Genomic DNA, 17,903 nt, shown 5'->3' on the forward strand with positions numbered 1-17,903 from the left:
GCGCAGTGGTGAAGCACCCGGGCCGGGCGATCGACGACATTTTGCGACAAGGCAGGTGGTTGCCAGCGTACCGGACGCGGGCTTAACCGCTGCTGCAATGCCTGCGCCCGCTTCCCCCCAGACGGTCATCGCACGCGGCGTGGGCTCGAACGCGTTGAGCTTCGTGCTGCGCTTTGCTGCGCGGGCCGGGTTCCTGTTCATCGGCGCCAAGCTGTTCGGCGCAACCAGTTACGGCGTGTTCACGCTGGCGGTCGCGGTCGTCGAACTGGCGGTGCCGGTCGCCAGCCTCGGGCTGAAGCGCATGGTGTTTCCGTGGCTGGAGGAAGAGGCGGCATCGCGCGGGGCGATGCACGTACTGCTCGATGCGCTGGCGCTGGCCACGATCGCGGGCAGCCTGGTCGCGCTGTTCATCGTATCGCTGTCCGAACTGCTGCCCGGCGCGATGATCTCGCACCAGCTGCGGCTGGCGTTGCTGGTGCTGGGCCCGGCGGTGATGGGCCAGGTGACCGCCGACATCGCGCTGGCCACCACCCGCTGGACCCACGCGATGCGCTATGAAGTCACCGCGCGCGGTGCGGTCGAGCCCTACGTCGCGACGGCGGTGACGCTGGCGGCGTGGTACGCGGGCTTTTCCACCACCGGCCTGCTGATCGGCTACTGGGCCGGCACAATCGCGCTCGTCGGATTTTCGCTGTGGAGCGCGCGCCATTGCCTTGGCCCGTTCGGACTGCTGCGCTGGCGTCCAGACCTTGAGGCATCGTGGCAGCGCGTACGGCGCTTGCTGCCCGCCAGCGGCAGCGATCTGGTCGCCTCGTTCGCGCAGCGCGTCGACCTTTATCTGGTCGGACTGCTGCTGGGCGATGCGGCGGCGGGCATGTACGGCGTGGTGCGCCAGCTGCGCACCCCGATCCTGCAGGTGCGCCAGGCGTTCGACGGCATCCTCACCCCGCTGATCGCGCGGACCATGCGCGCCGACGGCGATGTCGCGGCGGGCGAGGCGACGGCGGCGGCCACGCGCGTGGTGCTGACCGCGCAGCTGGGCATCGTGCTGCTGATGATCGCCGCGGGCGACAGCCTGCTGGGCCTGTTCGGCAGACAGTATATCGCCGCCTACGCCGCGCTGGTGGCGATGGCGATGGGCGAGGCGGTCAACGGCGCGTTCGGGCTGAGCGAGCTGATCATCTACTATCGCCGGCCGGCGCTGGCGCTGGCGCTCAACGTCGTGCTGATCGCGATCATCGCGCTGCTGATCCCGCTGCTCGCCCCGCGCATGGGGATTGCCGGGGCATCGACCGCGACGCTGATCGCCGCCTTGTGCGGTGCCGCGCTGCGGCGGCACTGGCTGCGGCGGTTCGGCGTGCTGCGCGATCCGCTCCACGCCGCGCTGCCGATGGCCGCCGCGCTGGTCGCCGGGCTGGCCGGATATGCGGTGCAGCAATCGCTCAACGAGGTGGCGGGACTGCCGGTCCTGTTCGACAAGCTGTCTCCGCCGATCGTTGCGCTGGGATTGTACGCCGTCGCGATCCGCGCGTGGGTGCGGTGGCAGCCGACCGTGCTGTCGCTCGCCCGGTTCCGCGTGGCATGAGCGTGCACGTCCCCTTGTTCGGCGCCCCCGTGCATGTCGGCGCGCCAACCGGGCGCGCCCCGCTGGTCTGCATCGACTGCCGCTATCTGGGTCCCCGGCCGAGCGGGATCGGCGAGACGGTGCAGGCGCTGGTCGATCACCTGCCCGGCCTCGCGCCCGATCTGCACTTCCTTCTGTTACGCAGCAAATTGCGCGACACGCCGCTGTCGACCGCGCCCAACGTGGTGGAACGCGTCGTCGGCTTTCCGGTCAACGGGCCGCAGACGATGTGGGCGCTGCCCCGGCTGGTCGATCTGTCGGGCGTCGATGTGTTTCATTCGCCGTCCAACATCATGCCCGCCGGGCTGACCATGCCGTGCGTGACCACGATCCACGACATCATGTGGCTGACCAACCCGGCGTGGTGCAACGACACCGCCTATGGCCGGATCGAGGCGCAGTTCTATCGCCACGGCATCGGCCGGGCGCTGCGCCGGGCGGCGATGATCGCCACGGTCAGCACCGCCAGCCGCAATGCGATCATCTCCTACCGGCCCGACGTCGCAGCGCGCGTCCGCGTTACCCGGTCCGGGGTTGCCGCCGACTTTACCGTGCTGCCCGCCGCCACGCGCGCGCAAGCGCTACCCGATCAGCTGAGAGGCCGCCGCTACGTCCTCGTCGTGGGCCAGAACGCACCGTACAAGAACCACGACGGCGCGTTCGCGGCGTTTCGGCTGGCGTTCGCGCGCCGCTCCGACATCGACCTGGTGATGGTTCACCGGCGCGACAAACGATCAGACCGGCTGGCGGAAAAGGTGCGCGAAGCCGGGCTGGAGCATCGCGTTCACGTGATGGGTGCGATCGACCGGCACACGCTGGTCACGCTGTACAACAACGCCGCCGCGCTGCTGCACCCGTCGTTCTGCGAAGGCTTCGGCAACCCGCTGGCCGAAGCGATGGCCTGCGGTTGTCCGGTGGTGGCAAGCAACGTCTCGGCCGTGCCCGAGGTGCTCGCCGACGCCGGGTTGATGGCCGATCCGCACGACAGCGCGGCGCTGGCGGCAGCGCTGTCCGCGGTGGTCGAAAACCCGCAGATCTCCGGCCTGCTGCGCGAGGCCGGCTTGCGCCGCGCGGCGCAGCTGCGCTGGCAGGACTTCGCGGCGGGTACGCTGGCGATCTACCGCGAGGTGCTGGCGCGCAATCGCACCGGCGACACCGTCAGAGCCCGAACTGCGCCAGCCGTTTCGCCACCCGTTTCGCCGCTCGATTATGCAGCCAGACCGACACGACGAGCAGCAGATTGAGGATCACCGCTTGATACACGAAGTACCACAGCGGGCTGTTGGCCATCAGCATCGACGCGCCGAGCACCAGCGCGCGCGGGTTGGGGCCAAGCAGCTTGAGCACGACCAACAGCGGGCGAAACCCGCGCTCGACCTCGGCGCGGATCCGCGCGAGCCGTTCGGGATGGCCGTGCGCGGCGGTGATCGCATCGTCGATGCGCAGCGCATGCGGGGTCATGCCCGCCGCCAGCCGCAGGTAGCCCACCGCAATCACTTGGAATATGCGCTGAAACCCGCGCTTTTCGGCAAAGGCATCGCGCGAATGGTGCAGCCACGGGGTGCCGTGCATCCAGTACAGGTAGAACCGGCGCTGCACTTCGACGTGGTTCGACTGGACGATGTGGCTGATGCCCGCCGCCCACATCCAAGCCAGCGCCACCCAGCCGATCTGGCCCTGCAGGAACGCGCCGAGCGCGAAGTACAGCACGATGTGGCTGACGTAGTCGCACACCCCGTCGACCATCTCGCCCAGCGGGCTGGACCGTCCGGTCAGCCGCGCCAGGTCGCCATCGGCGCCATCGACCACGTGCCAGCCCATGTGCAGGAACAGCCCCAGCCAGGCGCCCCACGGCCAGGCCAGGCCGGTATATGCGGCGGCGGCGGCCACCACCATCAGCCCGCCGAACACCGAAACCATGTTGGGGGTGATCGGGGTCGCAGCCAAACGCCGCGCCAGCTGCCACGAGAGGGGATGGTAGAGGTACAGGTTCAGCGGATCCTGCAGTTCGCGCGGTCGCATCGGCCGCTTGTGCGGGGACGTAACGCGCCCCTCGTTGCCCACCAATTCCACCATTGCGACCTGCTCCGCCCGTCGCCGCTTGGCGACCGTTCGCTTGGGCTATATAGCCGGTGAGGCCGGGTGAACAGGGCAGGCGCGTTGCGCCGAACGATCCGCGCCTCGCGAAGGGGGATAACCGCGCGATTCCGACGCAGGCCATCATCGTGTTCGCGTCCGGCGAGGATGCCGACCGGCTGGTTGCGGGAATCCCCGCTGCGGCCCGCGTCGCGCACCAGGCCCATCTGGCCGGCGTTGCAACCTGCCGCATCGTGGCACCCGCACCATGGCAACCGCAAGCCCTGACCTGCACCGAAACGGAGCGACTGGCCGAAGGCATCGCGGTTGGGTTCGGCCACGATGCGGCGGCGGCAGGTGTCGATTTCGGACCCGGACCGGTGCTCGTCATCGCCGGAGACCGCCAGCCCGATGCGGCGGCGCTGGCGCTGGAGCAACCAGTGGATGCCCCGCTGATCGACGCGGCGGTCGCGAGGATACTCGCGGCGGGCGACGGCGCGGACCGGCGGCTTGCCCAGACGGCGCGGGTGGCGTTGCGCTCCACCGCCAAGCCCAGCGACGGCATCGTCTCGCGCTGCATCAACCGGCCGGTATCGCGCAGCATCTCGCGGATCATGCTGCAATGGCCCGGCGTGCGCCCGCTCCACGCGACCTATGGCACGGCGCTGATTGCGCTGGCCATGGTCGCAACGCTGCTGACCGGCACCCATTGGGGCCTGATTTCGGGCGCACTGCTGTTCCAGGCCGCATCGGTGTTCGACGGGGTGGACGGCGAAATCGCCCGCGCCACCTTCCGCGCCTCGCGCACCGGGGCCAGACTCGACAGCCTGATCGATGCCGCCACCAACCTGGCGTTCCTGCTGTGCGTGTCGATCAATCTGCAAATTCAGGGAAAAATCCTGCCGGCGCGGCTGGGACTGGCGGGCCTGGCGATGCTGGCGACCGGTCTGTTGCTGATCGGGCGGGTTTCTGCGCGCAGCAAGGCCCCGTTCAGCTTCGATATCGTGAAGGACTATTATCGCACGGGCGGTTCGAGCGGAAAGCCGTCGGGCACCTTGAAGGGCCTGACTTTTTTGACCAGTCGCGATTTCTTTGCGCTGTTTTTCGCGCTGCTGATAGCAAGCGGTCTGGCATTGCCTGCGTTGGGGCTTTTTGCGGTGTCCGCAGCGGGCTGGTTGGTCGCCGTGGCCATCGCTTTGCGGCCGCGACATGCTTGACGCCGGGGAATCTTCTTGCTTTTGCCGCGCGATTTGGAAATGAGGCACAATCGTTACAGCCGCCGCGAGCGCCTGTGTGAAGGGATCTGAATACATGAAGCCAATCAAGGTCGCCGTGATCGGCGTAGGCAACTGCGCCAGTTCGCTGGTGCAGGGTGTTGCCTACTACCGGTCCAACAACTCGTCCGATGGCCTGATTCACGACCGGATCGGTGGCTACGGCGCCGGTGACGTCGAGTTCGTGATGGGCGTGGATGTCGATGCCCGCAAGGTTGGCAAGGACATTTCCGAAGCCATCTTCTCGGCACCCAACTGCACCGCCGTATTCCAGCAGGACGTGCCCGCCAGCGGCGCCAAGGTCATGATGGGCAAGGTCCTGGACGGCGTTGCCGACCACATGACCGACCATGGCGACCTGGGCTTCATCGTGTCCGACCAGCCGCAGCCGACGCAGGCCGCGATCGTCGCCGCGCTGAAAGCGACCGGCGCCGAAGTGATGCTCAACTTCCTGCCGGTCGGTTCGCAGGAAGCGACCGAATTCTACATGGAATGCGCATTGGAAGCCGGTGTCGCGGTGGTCAACTGCATGCCGGTGTTCATCGCCAGCCGTCCCGAATGGGAAGCCCGGTTCCGCGAAAAGCGCCTGCCGATCGTGGGTGACGACGTGAAGGCCCAGCTGGGCGCGACCATCGTCCACCGCGTGCTGTCGAGCCTGTTCGGCGCGCGCGGCGTGAACGTGGAGCGCACCTACCAGCTCAATACCGGCGGCAACACCGACTTCATGAACATGCTCGACCGCCAGCGGCTGGGCAGCAAGAAGACCTCGAAGACCGAAGCGGTGCAGGCGATGCTTGCCCAGCGCCTGGCCGACGAGAACATCCACGTCGGGCCGTCGGACTATGTGCCGTGGCAGAAGGACAACAAGCTGTGCTTCCTGCGCATGGAAGGCAACCTGTGGGGCAACGTTCCGATGAACATCGAACTGCGCCTGTCGGTGGAAGACAGCCCCAACTCGGCCGCGGTCGTGATGGATGCCATCCGCTGCTGCAAGATTGCGCTTGATCGCGGTGACGGCGGCGCGCTCATCGGGCCGTCGGCCTACTTCTGCAAGCATCCGCCGCAGCAGTTCAACGACGATACCGCCGCGCAGATGGTCGACGAATACATCGCCGATACCGCGCTCGCCGCGGAATAAGCCGACCACTCACGAACGTTACCGCGAGCCGGTCGAACCGAGGAATCGTTCCTTTGGTTCGGCCAGCTCGCTGCATTTCAAAGGACCGAACGCGCCATGGACGCGCTGATCATTGCCGCAGGATACGGTAGCCGGCTGGCCGAACTTTCGCCGTCCAAGCCGCTGACCCCGGTGTGCGGCGTGCCGTTGATCGAGATCGGCATCCGCCAGGCGCAGGCGGCAGGCGTGACCCGCGTGGTCGTCGCCACCGGGCACAAGGCCGATGCGCTCGAGGCGTTTCTGGCCGACCTGGCGGCGCGGATCGGCATCGCGATCGTGACCGCGCGGCTGGCCGACTGGAGCACGCCCAACGGCTTTTCGGTCATGGCCGGGGCGGCGTTGATCGACGGCGACTATCTGCTGATGATGGCCGACCACATGTTCGAGGCCGCCATCCTGCGGCGCCTGCTGCATGAAGGTGACGCCACGCGCGGCGTGACGCTGGCGATCGACCGGGCGATCGACAACCCGCTGGTCGATCCCGACGACGCGACCTGGGTCAAGCTGGCCCCCGATGGCCGGATCACCGCGATCGGCAAGACCATTGCCGCCTACGACGCGGTCGATTGCGGCGCATTCCTGGCCACGCCCGAACTGTCCGCCGCGATTGCCGGAGCGATCGCCGACGGCAAGTCGGGCAGCCTGTCCGACGGTATGCAGCGGCTGGCCGACCAGGGCCGCGCGGCAACCATGGACGTCGGCACCGGCTGGTGGATGGACGTGGACGATCCGCGCGCGCACGCGCTGGCCGAAGCGCTCGCCCCGCAACACCTGCCCGAAACCTTCGGAATCGCGCGGGCGGGTTAAGAGCGGGTTTTGCCCAGCCTCACGGCTGGGTTGCGGCAGCGGGCCCGTGCCGCCTCCATGCAAGTGGAAAAGACTCCCCGCTTCACGGATACGTGAGTGTGATCCGCGTCGAAAGCCCTGTGCGGGGGATGTTCAGCCGGACCGAACGGTAGGACGGCAGGCTGACCAGCGTCGGCGGGTTGTTGGAAAAGCCGAACCCTTCGGTCGGAATGCCCAGCAGGCCGCCGCGATCGATTTTCCCGTCGCCGTTTTCATCGTGGTAGACCGCGATCACGTAGATCCCGGGCTTGGGCACATACAGGCACATCCGCGTGGTGGGCGCGGTGGACCTCACCCGGCCGACGTACAGCGAGCCGTGATGCGCCAGGAACCGGCGGGAATCATCGGGGTAGAGCGTGACCGCCATTTGTCCCTTGGCATTGCGCAATCCGTCGATGATCACGTTGATCGTCGTGTTGCTCGGCGGCCCTTCGCACGAGGCGCCTTGCGCCGCGCTCGACGTGGCGGCGGTCATCGTCGCTATCAAAGCAAGCGCCATCGCCGCGGCGCGGGAACGTCTCGGCTTCAACATACTCATCAAGCCCCAATTCTGCTGGATTTTATGCAGCGCGATCAGATGGATCCAAGCGCTACCGATAATGCCGGCCTGACGCCGGCTGTTGCCCCCCGATTGCGGTTTGAGCGGTGAACCGTCGATGAATTCCCGTCCGCACTCCCGCAGCGACGAATGCCACCAATCGGCCCGGCCCGCAACCGCGACACCCGCGGCCCACCCCTGCCAAGCAATTGCGGCAGCGTCGTGACCGGCTGTGCAGATACTTATGGGAAGTTGAGTGCAAAATATGACAAATTTTGTAAGTGGGATGTGGACGTAACCATTTTGGATGATTCCGGGCCATCGCGCTCGGGAATTTGAGAGAGCGCTTGTGAATGCCGGGATTCGGTGAGGAAACCAGGGCCGGGCCGGCGGTGACGGTTGTCGTTCCCGCCTACAATGCCGAATCCTTCATCCTTCGCACGCTCGAAAGCGCACTGGGCCAGACGTACGCCAATCTCGAAGTCGTGGTGGTCGACGACGGGTCGACCGACGACACCCGCGCGCTGTGCGAGGGTTTGATGCGCCCGCACCCCGGCCTGCGGATTCTGGGCGGTCCCAATCGCGGGGTGGCGGGCGCGCGCAACGCCGGCACCCAGGCCGCTTGCTCGCCGCTGGTCGCCTATCTCGATGCCGACGATTTATGGCACCCGACCAAGATCGAACGGCAGGTCGCCGCATTTCTGCGCCACGGCCTGTCGAGCGAATGGGTCGCCAACTACACGCTGCACCGCATGATCGATGCCGAGGATCGCGTGCTGGGCGACGGTGCGCCAGTCAGCGCCAGCGGGGATTTTTTCGTGGAACACCTGCAGGAAAACCACGTCAACAACGGCAGCAGCATCCTCATTCGCCGCGATGTGGCGCTGGCTGTCGGCGGGTTCGATCCCACGTATGCCGCGCGGGGGATCGGCGGGTGCGAGGACTACGACTTCCAGCTCAAGGTGCTCCAGGCGGGCAAGATGGAGCTGATCCCCGAATATCTGGTGGGCTACCGGACGTATCCGGGCAACATGTCGTCCAACCATCTGGCCATGGGGCTGGGACTGCTGGCAGTGATCGAGAAGTTCGCCGCATCGCCGCGCGTCACTCCGGCCGAGCGTGAAGATGCGATCCTGCGCGCCCACGGCAATGCGGTACTGCGCTTCGTCAAGGCGCGCGACGGCCGGCGCATCGCCCAATCGATGAAAGTGATGCTGGCCACCGAACCGCGCCGCACCGCCGCCTTCCTGGCCGACGTGGCGACACGCACCGGAAGCCACCTGATCGACCGGAGACGCCCGATCCGCCCGCAACCGTTCCATGAACTGCAGCCGGACGAACCGTTTGGCGCGCGCCCGCAGGCTGCCGCCGCGCTGCCCGTTTCCCCGCCGACTCGCGCGACGGGCAACAGCTAGGGCTTGCTGAAACAGACTTTGGACTAAAGCCCGTCGATCGCGGCGAGCAGACGGGCACCGCTCCAGTCCCCCACCGCCAGCCGGGGTAGCGCCAGGACGTCGTGACGTCGCGGATCGATGTCCTTGCGCTCCGTGGTTACCGCCCACCGATAGCCCGCCTGGCCGACCAGCGCGCGCACGTCCGCGTTCCATTGGCCGTGCGGATAGGCGAATCCGCTGACCGCGCCCCCGCCGACCAGTGCCGAAACCGCCGCGCGACTGCCTTCGACTTCTGCCCGCCGCTGCTCCGGCGGCAACGCGGTCAGTGGGGTATGGTGCATCGCATGCGCGCCGAACCGGAACAGCGGCGAGACGGCATCGTGCACCATGCTTGCCGTCATCGGCCCGTCGTTCGGCGGCGGCCCGGCGCGGTCCGCCGGGGCCAATCGCCCCCGCAATGCGTCCATCGCCGCGACACGCTGGTCCGGATCGAGCTCCTGCAGCTGGGTCCATAACCGCTCGTAGGCGCGCTGCCGCTCCGACGGATGGCGCGCGCCCACCCGCCACTGTGCTACATCGGGCGGCATCGCCGGTTCGGCCGACCCGTGCGCCGACCCGTGCGCCGACCCGCGCGCCGACCACTGCGCCGACCACTGCGCCGACAGCCGCAACCCGGCGACGGTCAGCTCGACGTCGGCGGCATCGGATGACCCCAGCACCAGCGTGGCCAGCTCGTCCCACCAGAATGGAGCGCCCGTTTCGACATTGCCCGTGGTCAGGAACACCGTTGCGGGCAACCCCAGCCGCTCGAGCACGGGCTTGGCGAGCGTGGCATTGTCGGCATAGCCATCGTCGAACGTGATGGCGGTCGCGCGCGGCGGCACGGTGCCTTGCGCCAGCGCATCGACCAGATCGTCCATCGCCATGACCGTGCGCCGCGCCTTGATCGCCGCCATCTGATCGGCGAACCGGTCGGGCGCAACGCACAGCCCCCACGGATCGAACGCGGGTGCGGCGATGCGGTGGTACATCAGGATGACCGGCGCGGGGTTGGTGCCGCGCACGATCCGCTTCGTGCCGCGCCACGCCTTCGCCAACAGCGGACGCACGGCGCTGATCGCGGTCACCGGCGGCAGGCCCGCACGGTGACGATCACTGGGAACGCCGGATCGGACTGGCCGAGCCAGTCGCGGTTAACTTCCTCGAGCGCGAGGCCCTGCAGGAAGCACGTTGCGGCATAGGCATTGCCGTGAACCTCGACCTCGACATTTTCCGCGCCGAACGCTTCGCCAAACAAGCGCCGCGCGGATTGCCCGGTGAGCGACCAATAGCAGCTTTCGCCCCAGATCCCGCGATCGATCGGGGTAATGCCGGGCACGGTGGCAAGCAGCACCCCGCCCGGCCGCAGCGCCCGGTGTACCTCGGCCACCGCGCCGGCCATGTCGTAGATGAACTGCAAGGTTTGGGTCAGGACCATGCAGTCGAACGCATCGGCCGGGAGCAGTCCCGGTTGCGACAGGTCGCCGACGATGGTCGCGTCAGGATTGTCCGCGGACACGTGCAGGATATCCTGCCGGGTGACCTCCGTCCCGAACCTGGTGCAGTAACTCGCGTCGCCGATCTCCAGCGCGCGGCCCCTGATGTCGCCAGCGTGCCGCACCAGGAACGCCTCTATATAACAGCGGTCGATCGGGGTGCCCCGGTCGAACCCGAAGCTGGCGCTGATCGGGTTGATCCGCGCCAGATCCCCCAGGTTCACCCGTCCCGGCGCGGGTGCATCGGTCAGCCCGGCGAGGCGACGCAGCCGGTGGACCGCGCCCGGCGGCAGCAGCTTTCGCAACGTGCGCCGCGCGATGGCTGCGGGAGTGGCACGGGGGGCAATGCGCAACGCCTTGATCCTTTGTTTCCACTTCTTCGCGCGCTGGCTGCGACTGCGCACCTGCCACGCGGCATTGGCATAAAAGCCGAGCCATCCGCGATGCCCTTGCTGCCAGGCGCGCATATCTTCGATGTCGGACGACGCCGGGCGATAGCGCGCGTGGACCTTGAGCGCCCACGCCAGCATATCGTCCGGATCGGCCGACATGTTGGCGTCATGCCAGCGATAGTCCGCCACCAGCCCGCCATGGCTCGCCACCGGAAACCGGCGCGCCATGCGCAAGTATGCGTCGTAGTCCTCGCACCGTTTCAGGCCCGGATCGAACCCGCCGCACAACGCCAGCTTCGCCCGATCATACAGCACGGTGGCGTGCATCCCCACCGGATTGCCGCGCAGGAAATCGCGATAGGTGTCCGGCGATGCGGCGTTGAGATGCGGTCCGCTGGTGGGCACCAGCCGGGCATCGACGCGGCGATGCGCGCCATAGACAAAGCCCGCGCCGGGATGTGCCGCCATGCAGCGCAGGCTGGCCTCGATCGCGGCGGGCGCCAGCACATCGTCGGCATCGAGGAACAGCGCGTAACCGGCGCTGGCCAGGTTCATCCCGACATTGCGCGCGGCGCCCAGCCCGCTGTTGTCGATCCGGACCAGCCGGACGCCCGGAAAACCGGCGACGACCGCGCCGGGATCATCGTGCGAACCATCGTCCACCACGATCACTTCGTCGGCGGGTCGCGTCTGCGCCGCCACGCTGGCCAGCGCATCGCCCAGGAACCGGGCGTGGTCGTACGTGGGGATGATGATCGCAACGCGGATCGCCTGTTCTGAACCCTGCGTATCGATCACCGCGCCCCGCTTCCTGCATTTACTGAAACCCGAATTATCGTATGCAGGCGCGGGCAGCAATCGCCTGCCCGAACAGCAGACACCGAACAGGAGACACCGCAATCCGCGTCAACAAGCTTGCCGGCTGGCTTCTGCCCTTGGGCACGCAAGGCACACGCGGCCCACTGGCGCGGATCGCGCGGCCTTATGCCTGGTCCGGCCCGGCGGTGGCCGTGCTGGGCGTGCTGACCAGCCTGCTCGAAGGCGCCAGCGTCGGCATCCTGATCCCGCTGCTGGCGCTGCTGATGTCGGACTCGGTCCCGGCGGGCGTCCCCGGACCGATCCGCGCCATCGCGCAAGTGACCGCATCCTACGATGTCGAGACGCGCATCCTTGCGATCGGCGCCGGCATCCTGGCGCTGATCGTGCTGAAGGGCATGATCCAGGCCGCCAGCGCTGCTCTCGCCACGCATGTCGAAGGCCGCGTCGGCGACGATATTCGCAAATCGCTGGCGGACCGCGTGCTGGCGATGAGCTACCGGACCTATCTCGAACACGACAGCGTGCGCTTCCTCCAGATCGTATCGAGCGACAGCTGGCACACCACCAAGGTGGTCGGTTGGGTGCTTTCGATGGTGACCGGGATCGTTTCGCTGACGGTCATGGGCGCGCTGCTGGTGTGGCTGGAATGGCGGCTGTTCGCGATCGTGGCCGCGGGCGGCATCGCGATCGGCGGCGTGCTGTTTGTGCTCGAACGCCGACTGGGCCATCTCGGGATCGCGGTGACGCAGACCAACCGCCTGCTGGCCGAACGCATGATCACCGTGGTCAACGCGTTCCGACCGATTCGCATCTTCGGACAGCGGGACCGCGAACAGGCGCGCTTTGGCGATGCATCGGACTGCGTGCGGCACGCGATGGAGGCTGTGGCACGTTCGACCGCGCTGATCATCCCGAGCGTGGAGCTGATGGTATCGGCGATGTTCGTCGTGGTGCTGCTGGCCGCGCACCGGCTGGGGATCTCGTTGCCGGTGCTGACCGCGTTTCTGGTGTTGCTTACCCGGGCGCAGCCGCATGCCCGCGAACTGAGCACGGCGCGACTTGGCATCGCCTCGATGCGCAGCGCGGTGCGCGAAGTGGAATGGATGCTGGGGATCGCCGACGATAGCCTTGGCAGCGCCGGGGCCGGCACGGGGCGCGCCGCGGACGCTGCCAACCTGCCGCCGGAAGGTGCGCCGATCCGCTTTGACGACGTGACATACGCCTATCCCAACGGCAGTGCCGGGGTCGGCGGCGTCAGCTTTACGCTTCAGCCCGGCGTGGCGACGGCGCTGATCGGGCGGTCGGGCGCGGGCAAGTCCACTTTGGTCAACCTGCTGTGCCGCCTGATCGATCCGCAGCAGGGCGCGATCCTGGTCGGCGAGCGGCGGCTCGATACGATTTCCCCGGCGCAATGGCACACGCGCATCGCGCTGGCCGGGCAGGACATCGAACTGGTCGATGGCACCGTGGCCGAGAACATCGCCTATGCCCGCGCCAGCGCCTCGCAGGAGGAGATCGAGGGCGTGGCCCGCGCGGCAGGCGCGGACGCGTTCATCCGCCAGCTGCCGCAGGGCTATGCCACGCCGCTGAGCCTGGAGGCGCTGAGCCTGTCGGGCGGCCAGCGCCAGCGGATCGGGCTGGCGCGCGCGCTGCTCAAGAATGCCGACCTGCTGATCCTCGACGAGGCGACGAGCGCGGTCGATGGCCTGTCCGAACAGGAGATCATGCGCCTCCTGGCCGAACATCGCCATTTCCGCACCGTGCTGGTCATCAGCCACCGGCGCAGCACGCTCGCCGCCTGCCAGAACGGGATCGTGATCGAGGACGGCCGGATCGTGGAGGCGGGGCCGCTGGCCGGGCTGGATTATTACCGCACGATGGCCGGCGACACCCACCGCACCGGCGAACCGGTCAAGCCCGGGAAATAATCGACCCCAGCTTGCGCGCGATCCGCGCGACCAACGGATGATCGAGCTTCCATTGCGCCCGGCGGATCGCCCGCTCGACCACCGCCTTGTCGGCGATGTCGTGCGACGCGAGATAGGCGGCAAACCAGTCGAGAAAAAAGCGCCGCACTTCGCCATACCGCCCGTCGCGGCGAACGCTGGCGACGCAACTTTCGTCATGGATGCGGTAATCGAGCCAGACCTGCGACGAGAAATAGACACCGGTGGCAAGGTACACTTTCCCGAAGAACGGCTGATCCTCGTACATGTGGCGCGCACCGGTGTACTGTTCCTCGAACCCGCCTACCGCCCCGATCACCGACTTGCGCACGAGCACATCGGAAGGGCACGGCGCGCTGGCGGTGCCCAGCGGATAGAGCGCCAGCGACGTTGCCGGCGGTGGCGAAACCGCGTCCAGCACAGGTCCGGTGGGGATCAGCCGGTCCGATCCGCCTTCCCAGCTGCTCCAGTAGTTCACCGTGCCGCAGACCATGCCGACGGCGGGGTACTGCGTCAGGATGGCCTGCTGTTCGGCCAGCTTGCGCGGGCGCCAGACATCATCGCAGTCGATGAACGCGATCGCATCGGCTTGCGCCGCGCGGATGCCCAGGTTCCGTGTCGCGCTCATCCCCCGGTTCACATGCCCCGGATGCTCCAGATAGCGCACCTTGTCCGGAAAGCGTTCCGCATATCCTTGCGCGATCGCAGTGCTGCCATCGGTCGATCCATCGTCCACCAGCAGCAGTTCGAACGCGACATCTTGCTGCCGCAACACACTGTCGATCGCTTCTGCAATGAATCGCTCGCCATCGAGGAATATACAGATCACGGAAACTTCGGGCAGCGGCATGGCGATCGAACAGGCTCCGTGATGCAGGTCCCGCCGGTGGGGCGGGTTTGCCCGAGGATAGACAACCCGGGCGATATGTGTATCCGAATCTGATCGATGGATTGTCCTGCCTTTTCGATCATCGTTCCCACGTACCAGCGCCGCGACGTGGTGTGCGACGCCGTCCGCGCCATCGCGCGGATCGCGTATGACGGGGCGATCGAACTGATCGTGGTCATCGACGGATCGAGCGACGGCACCGCGCAGGCGCTGGCCGAACTGACCTGCCCGTTTTCATTCCGCGTGATCGAACAGGCCAACACCGGCGCGGCCGGCGCGCGCAACCGTGGCGCGGCGGCGGCGCAAGGCGACATCCTGCTGTTCCTCGACGACGACATGATCTGCGCGCCCGACATCGTGGCGCAGCACGCGCGCAGCATGGGCGAAGGCGCCGACGCGGTGCTGGGCGACCTGCCGCTCGATCCCGCCTCTCCTTCGGGATTCCTGGCGCAAGCGGTGGGCAGGTGGGCGGCCGCGCGATCGCGCGCGCTGGCCGCTGGCGCGCCGCTGACGGTGTTCGACCTGCTCACCGGCCAGATTTCGATCCGCCGCACGGTGTTCGAGGCAATCGGCGGGTTCGACGGGCGGTTCACCCACGGCGGATCGTTCGGCAACGAGGATCTCGACATGGGCGTGCGGCTGCTCGAAGCCCACGACGTGCGCTTCAACCCGCTGGCGATCAGCCACCAGCGCTATGTCGTCACCCCGCGCCAGCACCTGGCGCAATGGCGGCAGGCGGGCGAAGCCGACGTCCTGTTCGCGCGCAAGCACCCCACGCGCGCCGCCGAACTGTTCGACCTGCACGGCGCATCGCGCATCGTCACGCGGTGGATCATGGCCCCGCTGGCGCGCATTGCCGGGCTTTCGCGAGGGATCTCGGCGCTGGCGGTGTGGCTGGTGGACCAGCGCGACGGCACGGCGATGCCCGACCAGCTGGCGTTCCGCTTCTTCCTGATGGCACGCGATCTCGCTTATTGGTCCGGTGTGGCCGCGCGCGGCGGAATACCGGGCAAGCGCACCGCCCTCGTGCTGTGCTACCATGCAATCGCGGACCTTTCGGACGATCCGGTGCTGGCGCAGTACGGCATCGCCCCTGCTGCCTTTGCCGCGCAAATCGACGACCTTGTCCGGCGCGGCTACAGCTTTATCGCGCCCGGCGAATGGTCCGCCGCCCTGGCGGGCGAAGCCGGGCTGCCGCGCCGCGCGGTGTTGCTGACATTCGACGATTGCTATGCCGAGTTGCCCGAGATTGCGCGCACCGTGCTGGCGCCGCGCGGCATTCAGGCACTCGCTTTCGCGGTCAGCGGGTTGTGCAGCAACACCTGGGACCAGCCGCTCGGCGCGCGCGCACTGGCGTTGCTGGAGAGGGCGGGGCTTGCTGCATTGACCGCCAGCGGGATCGAGATCGGCTGCCATTCGCGCAGCCATCGCGAACTGCCGCGCCTGTCCGACGCCGAACTCGACACCGAAACCCACGGCGCAGCCGGCGACCTTGCCGCCACCGGCCTGCCGCGCCCGCGCTTCTACGCCTATCCTTATGGCGAAAGCGACGCGCGCAGCCGCGCGGCGGTGCGCAAGGCCGGCTTCAGCGCCGCGTTCGGCCTGCGCCGCGCCCGCGCGACGGGTGCGAGCGACCGTTTCGACCTGCCGCGCGTGGAAATTCTGGCGCGCGACAGCGGGTGGCGGTTCCGTCTCAAGACCGGCTGGCCGCGCCTTGCCGCCGTGCTGCGCTGATCGCAAGGATGCGCTCCATGGACCACGAAGCCCTTGAACTGCTGCACCGGGCGCGGTTTGCCGAACTGCCTGCGGACTGCGGCGTGACGGTCGATCCCGGGGTGATCGAGATCGAGCAATGGCACGACTGGTCGACGCACCGCACCACCACCGACCAGCTGCGGATCGAGGCCTGGCTCGACACGCCCGCGCTGCGCGGATCGCGCATCCTGCACGTGGGCGTGGGCAATTCCGGGCTGGCCGAGCGGTTTTCCCCGTATGCCGCCACGATCGTGGGCCACACCATCTCGCAGCTGGAGGTCGATCGCGGTCGGTCGCTGGGCCTGCCCAATTACGACGTCCACCTCCGCAACAAGTTCATCCGCAGCGGCGATGGCGTATCCGCCGATGCACCCGGACCGGGAGGTTTCGACTACATCGTCGACAACAACCCGACCACGTTCTGCTGCTGCATGAAGCACCTGGCTGCGATGATGGAGGACTATGCCGCGAACCTGGCACCGCGCGGTCAGATCGTGACCGACCGTGTCGGGCTGGGCTGGAGCCTGGATCACCTCGGCAGCAGCCCGCGCTGGGGCTTCAGTTTCGAGGATTTCGCGGCGGTGGGCGCGCTGGTCGGGCTGGGAGCGTGGCAAATCGACGATACGATCATCGTGCTGTCGCGCGTCGCCCCGCCGCCCGCCACCCTGCTGGCACGGTTGCGCAACAAGGCATGGCGGATCCGCGGCAGGCTGGTGCGCAAGCTGCGCCGCCGCACCGCAGCGCTGGGGTGAATGTCCAGCGGTTTCGGCGCCAACCGGTGCTCATGGCGCGCCAATCGGCCCCAGACCGTCGATGCACTTGTCCATTTCGGGACATCTGTGTGGAAAACGGATGACACGGCGCTTGTTCGCGCGATTCGCGGGGGTTAAGCGCCATGTCTGGCCCGCGCGCGGGCGAACCACCATCGGATAGCCCACCAGCATGGTCGTGCCGCTGATTTCTCCGTCGATTCTGTCCGCCGATTTCGCGCGGCTGGGCGAGGAAGTGCGCGCGATCGACGTTGCCGGCGCCGACTGGATCCATGTCGACGTGATGGACGGCCATTTCGTGCCCAACATCACCATCGGCCCCGGCGTGGTCAAGGCGCTGCGCCCGCACACCGCCAAGCCGCTCGACGTGCACCTGATGATCAGCCCGGTCGATGCGTTCCTCGAGGCGTTTGCCCAAGCCGGCGCCGACATCATCACCATCCACCCCGAAGCCGGGCCGCACGCGCACCGCACGGTGCAGGCGATCAAGGCACTGGGCAAGCAGGCGGGCATTTCGCTCAACCCGGCGACGCCGGCCAAGATGCTCGATTACCTGATCGACGACATCGACTTGGTGCTGGTGATGAGCGTGAATCCCGGGTTCGGCGGGCAAAGCTTCATCACCAGCCAGCTGCGCAAGATCGAGGCGATCCGCAAGATGATCGACAAGACCGGGCGGCCGATCCATCTCGAGGTCGATGGCGGGGTCGATGTGGACACCGCGCGCCGCTGCGTCGATGCCGGCGCCGACGTGCTGGTGGCGGGCACCGCGACGTTCCGCGGTGGTCCCGATCATTATGCGGCGAACATCGCCGCGCTGAAAGGTACGGTCTGAAGCGTGGAAGAAGGCAGCACCACCGTCGCCCGG

General features: G+C 67.7%; 15 protein-coding genes. 10 read left to right on the forward strand and 5 right to left on the reverse strand.

Going from position 1 to position 17,903, the window contains the following annotated elements:
- The first annotated feature begins 97 nt into the window (after nucleotides 1–97).
- Nucleotides 98–1,585 carry a lipopolysaccharide biosynthesis protein gene (locus tag NL2_RS01000; protein ID WP_068070751.1) on the forward strand — a complete coding sequence of 496 codons (1,488 nt, stop codon included), beginning with the start codon at nucleotides 98–100 and terminating at the stop codon, nucleotides 1,583–1,585.
- Nucleotides 1,582–2,868 (forward strand): glycosyltransferase family 4 protein, encoded by a 1,287-nt coding sequence (locus NL2_RS01005; protein ID WP_068070753.1) that lies wholly within the window; start codon nucleotides 1,582–1,584, stop codon nucleotides 2,866–2,868. Before NL2_RS01000 ends, NL2_RS01005 begins: the two co-directional genes overlap by 4 nt.
- Here the strand turns inward: NL2_RS01005 and NL2_RS01010 are convergent.
- Nucleotides 2,783–3,700, reverse strand: a complete 918-nt coding sequence (locus NL2_RS01010; RefSeq protein WP_068070755.1) for a CDP-alcohol phosphatidyltransferase family protein — start codon at nucleotides 3,698–3,700, stop codon at nucleotides 2,783–2,785. The two genes, NL2_RS01005 and NL2_RS01010, sit on opposite strands and share 86 nt — an antisense overlap.
- 149 nt (nucleotides 3,701–3,849) lie before the next feature.
- Between NL2_RS01010 and NL2_RS01015 the strand changes: the two genes are divergently transcribed.
- From NL2_RS01015 to NL2_RS01025, 3 genes are all read left to right on the forward strand, one after another.
- On the forward strand, nucleotides 3,850–4,917 hold the full coding sequence (locus NL2_RS01015) for a CDP-alcohol phosphatidyltransferase family protein (RefSeq protein WP_157082967.1): 1,068 nt from the start codon (nucleotides 3,850–3,852) through the stop codon (nucleotides 4,915–4,917).
- 94 nt (nucleotides 4,918–5,011) lie between these two features.
- Nucleotides 5,012–6,112 carry an inositol-3-phosphate synthase gene (locus NL2_RS01020; RefSeq protein WP_068070758.1) on the forward strand — a complete coding sequence of 367 codons (1,101 nt, stop codon included), beginning with the start codon at nucleotides 5,012–5,014 and terminating at the stop codon, nucleotides 6,110–6,112.
- A gap of 96 nt (nucleotides 6,113–6,208) precedes the next feature.
- Complete coding sequence (locus NL2_RS01025) at nucleotides 6,209–6,958, forward strand: phosphocholine cytidylyltransferase family protein (RefSeq protein WP_068070760.1); 750 nt, start codon at nucleotides 6,209–6,211, stop codon at nucleotides 6,956–6,958.
- 82 nt (nucleotides 6,959–7,040) lie between these two features.
- Here NL2_RS01025 and NL2_RS01030 read toward each other — a convergent pair whose 3' ends face one another.
- Nucleotides 7,041–7,472 carry a DUF2141 domain-containing protein gene (locus NL2_RS01030; RefSeq protein WP_245647514.1) on the reverse strand — a complete coding sequence of 144 codons (432 nt, stop codon included), beginning with the start codon at nucleotides 7,470–7,472 and terminating at the stop codon, nucleotides 7,041–7,043.
- Between the two features lie 416 nt (nucleotides 7,473–7,888).
- Between NL2_RS01030 and NL2_RS01035 the strand changes: the two genes are divergently transcribed.
- On the forward strand, nucleotides 7,889–8,950 hold the full coding sequence (locus tag NL2_RS01035; RefSeq protein ID WP_068070764.1) for a glycosyltransferase family 2 protein: 1,062 nt from the start codon (nucleotides 7,889–7,891) through the stop codon (nucleotides 8,948–8,950).
- Between the two features lie 23 nt (nucleotides 8,951–8,973).
- Here the strand turns inward: NL2_RS01035 and NL2_RS01040 are convergent, their stop codons facing one another.
- The gene (locus NL2_RS01040; RefSeq protein WP_068070766.1) at nucleotides 8,974–10,056 is read right to left on the reverse strand and encodes a polysaccharide deacetylase family protein; all 1,083 of its coding nucleotides are present in this window, start codon (nucleotides 10,054–10,056) and stop codon (nucleotides 8,974–8,976) included.
- Entirely contained in the window at nucleotides 10,053–11,654 is a 1,602-nt protein-coding gene (locus tag NL2_RS01045; RefSeq protein ID WP_157082968.1) for a glycosyltransferase, read from the reverse strand. The genes NL2_RS01040 and NL2_RS01045 overlap by 4 nt, the downstream gene beginning before the upstream one ends.
- Nucleotides 11,655–11,791: 137 nt before the next feature.
- Here NL2_RS01045 and NL2_RS01050 point away from each other — a divergent pair, with 137 nt between their 5' ends.
- Complete coding sequence (locus NL2_RS01050) at nucleotides 11,792–13,603, forward strand: ABC transporter ATP-binding protein (protein ID WP_169799446.1); 1,812 nt, start codon at nucleotides 11,792–11,794, stop codon at nucleotides 13,601–13,603.
- Here the strand turns inward: NL2_RS01050 and NL2_RS01055 are convergent.
- Entirely contained in the window at nucleotides 13,587–14,471 is an 885-nt protein-coding gene (locus NL2_RS01055; RefSeq protein WP_068070770.1) for a glycosyltransferase family 2 protein, read from the reverse strand. The genes NL2_RS01050 and NL2_RS01055 overlap by 17 nt on opposite strands.
- Before the next feature lie 96 nt (nucleotides 14,472–14,567).
- Between NL2_RS01055 and NL2_RS01060 the strand changes: the two genes are divergently transcribed.
- The 3 genes from NL2_RS01060 (at nucleotide 14,568) to rpe (ending at nucleotide 17,870) form a co-directional block, all read left to right on the forward strand.
- On the forward strand, nucleotides 14,568–16,244 hold the full coding sequence (locus tag NL2_RS01060) for a glycosyltransferase (protein ID WP_068070774.1): 1,677 nt from the start codon (nucleotides 14,568–14,570) through the stop codon (nucleotides 16,242–16,244).
- A 17-nt stretch (nucleotides 16,245–16,261) separates the two neighbouring features.
- Nucleotides 16,262–17,017 carry a hypothetical protein gene (locus NL2_RS01065; RefSeq protein ID WP_068070775.1) on the forward strand — a complete coding sequence of 252 codons (756 nt, stop codon included), beginning with the start codon at nucleotides 16,262–16,264 and terminating at the stop codon, nucleotides 17,015–17,017.
- A gap of 190 nt (nucleotides 17,018–17,207) precedes the next feature.
- Complete coding sequence (gene rpe, locus NL2_RS01070; RefSeq protein ID WP_068070776.1) at nucleotides 17,208–17,870, forward strand: ribulose-phosphate 3-epimerase; 663 nt, start codon at nucleotides 17,208–17,210, stop codon at nucleotides 17,868–17,870.
- Nucleotides 17,871–17,903 lie beyond the last annotated feature (33 nt).

The sequence above is a fragment of the Novosphingobium lentum NBRC 107847 genome (assembly GCF_001590965.1).
Lineage (GTDB): Bacteria > Pseudomonadota > Alphaproteobacteria > Sphingomonadales > Sphingomonadaceae > Novosphingobium > Novosphingobium lentum.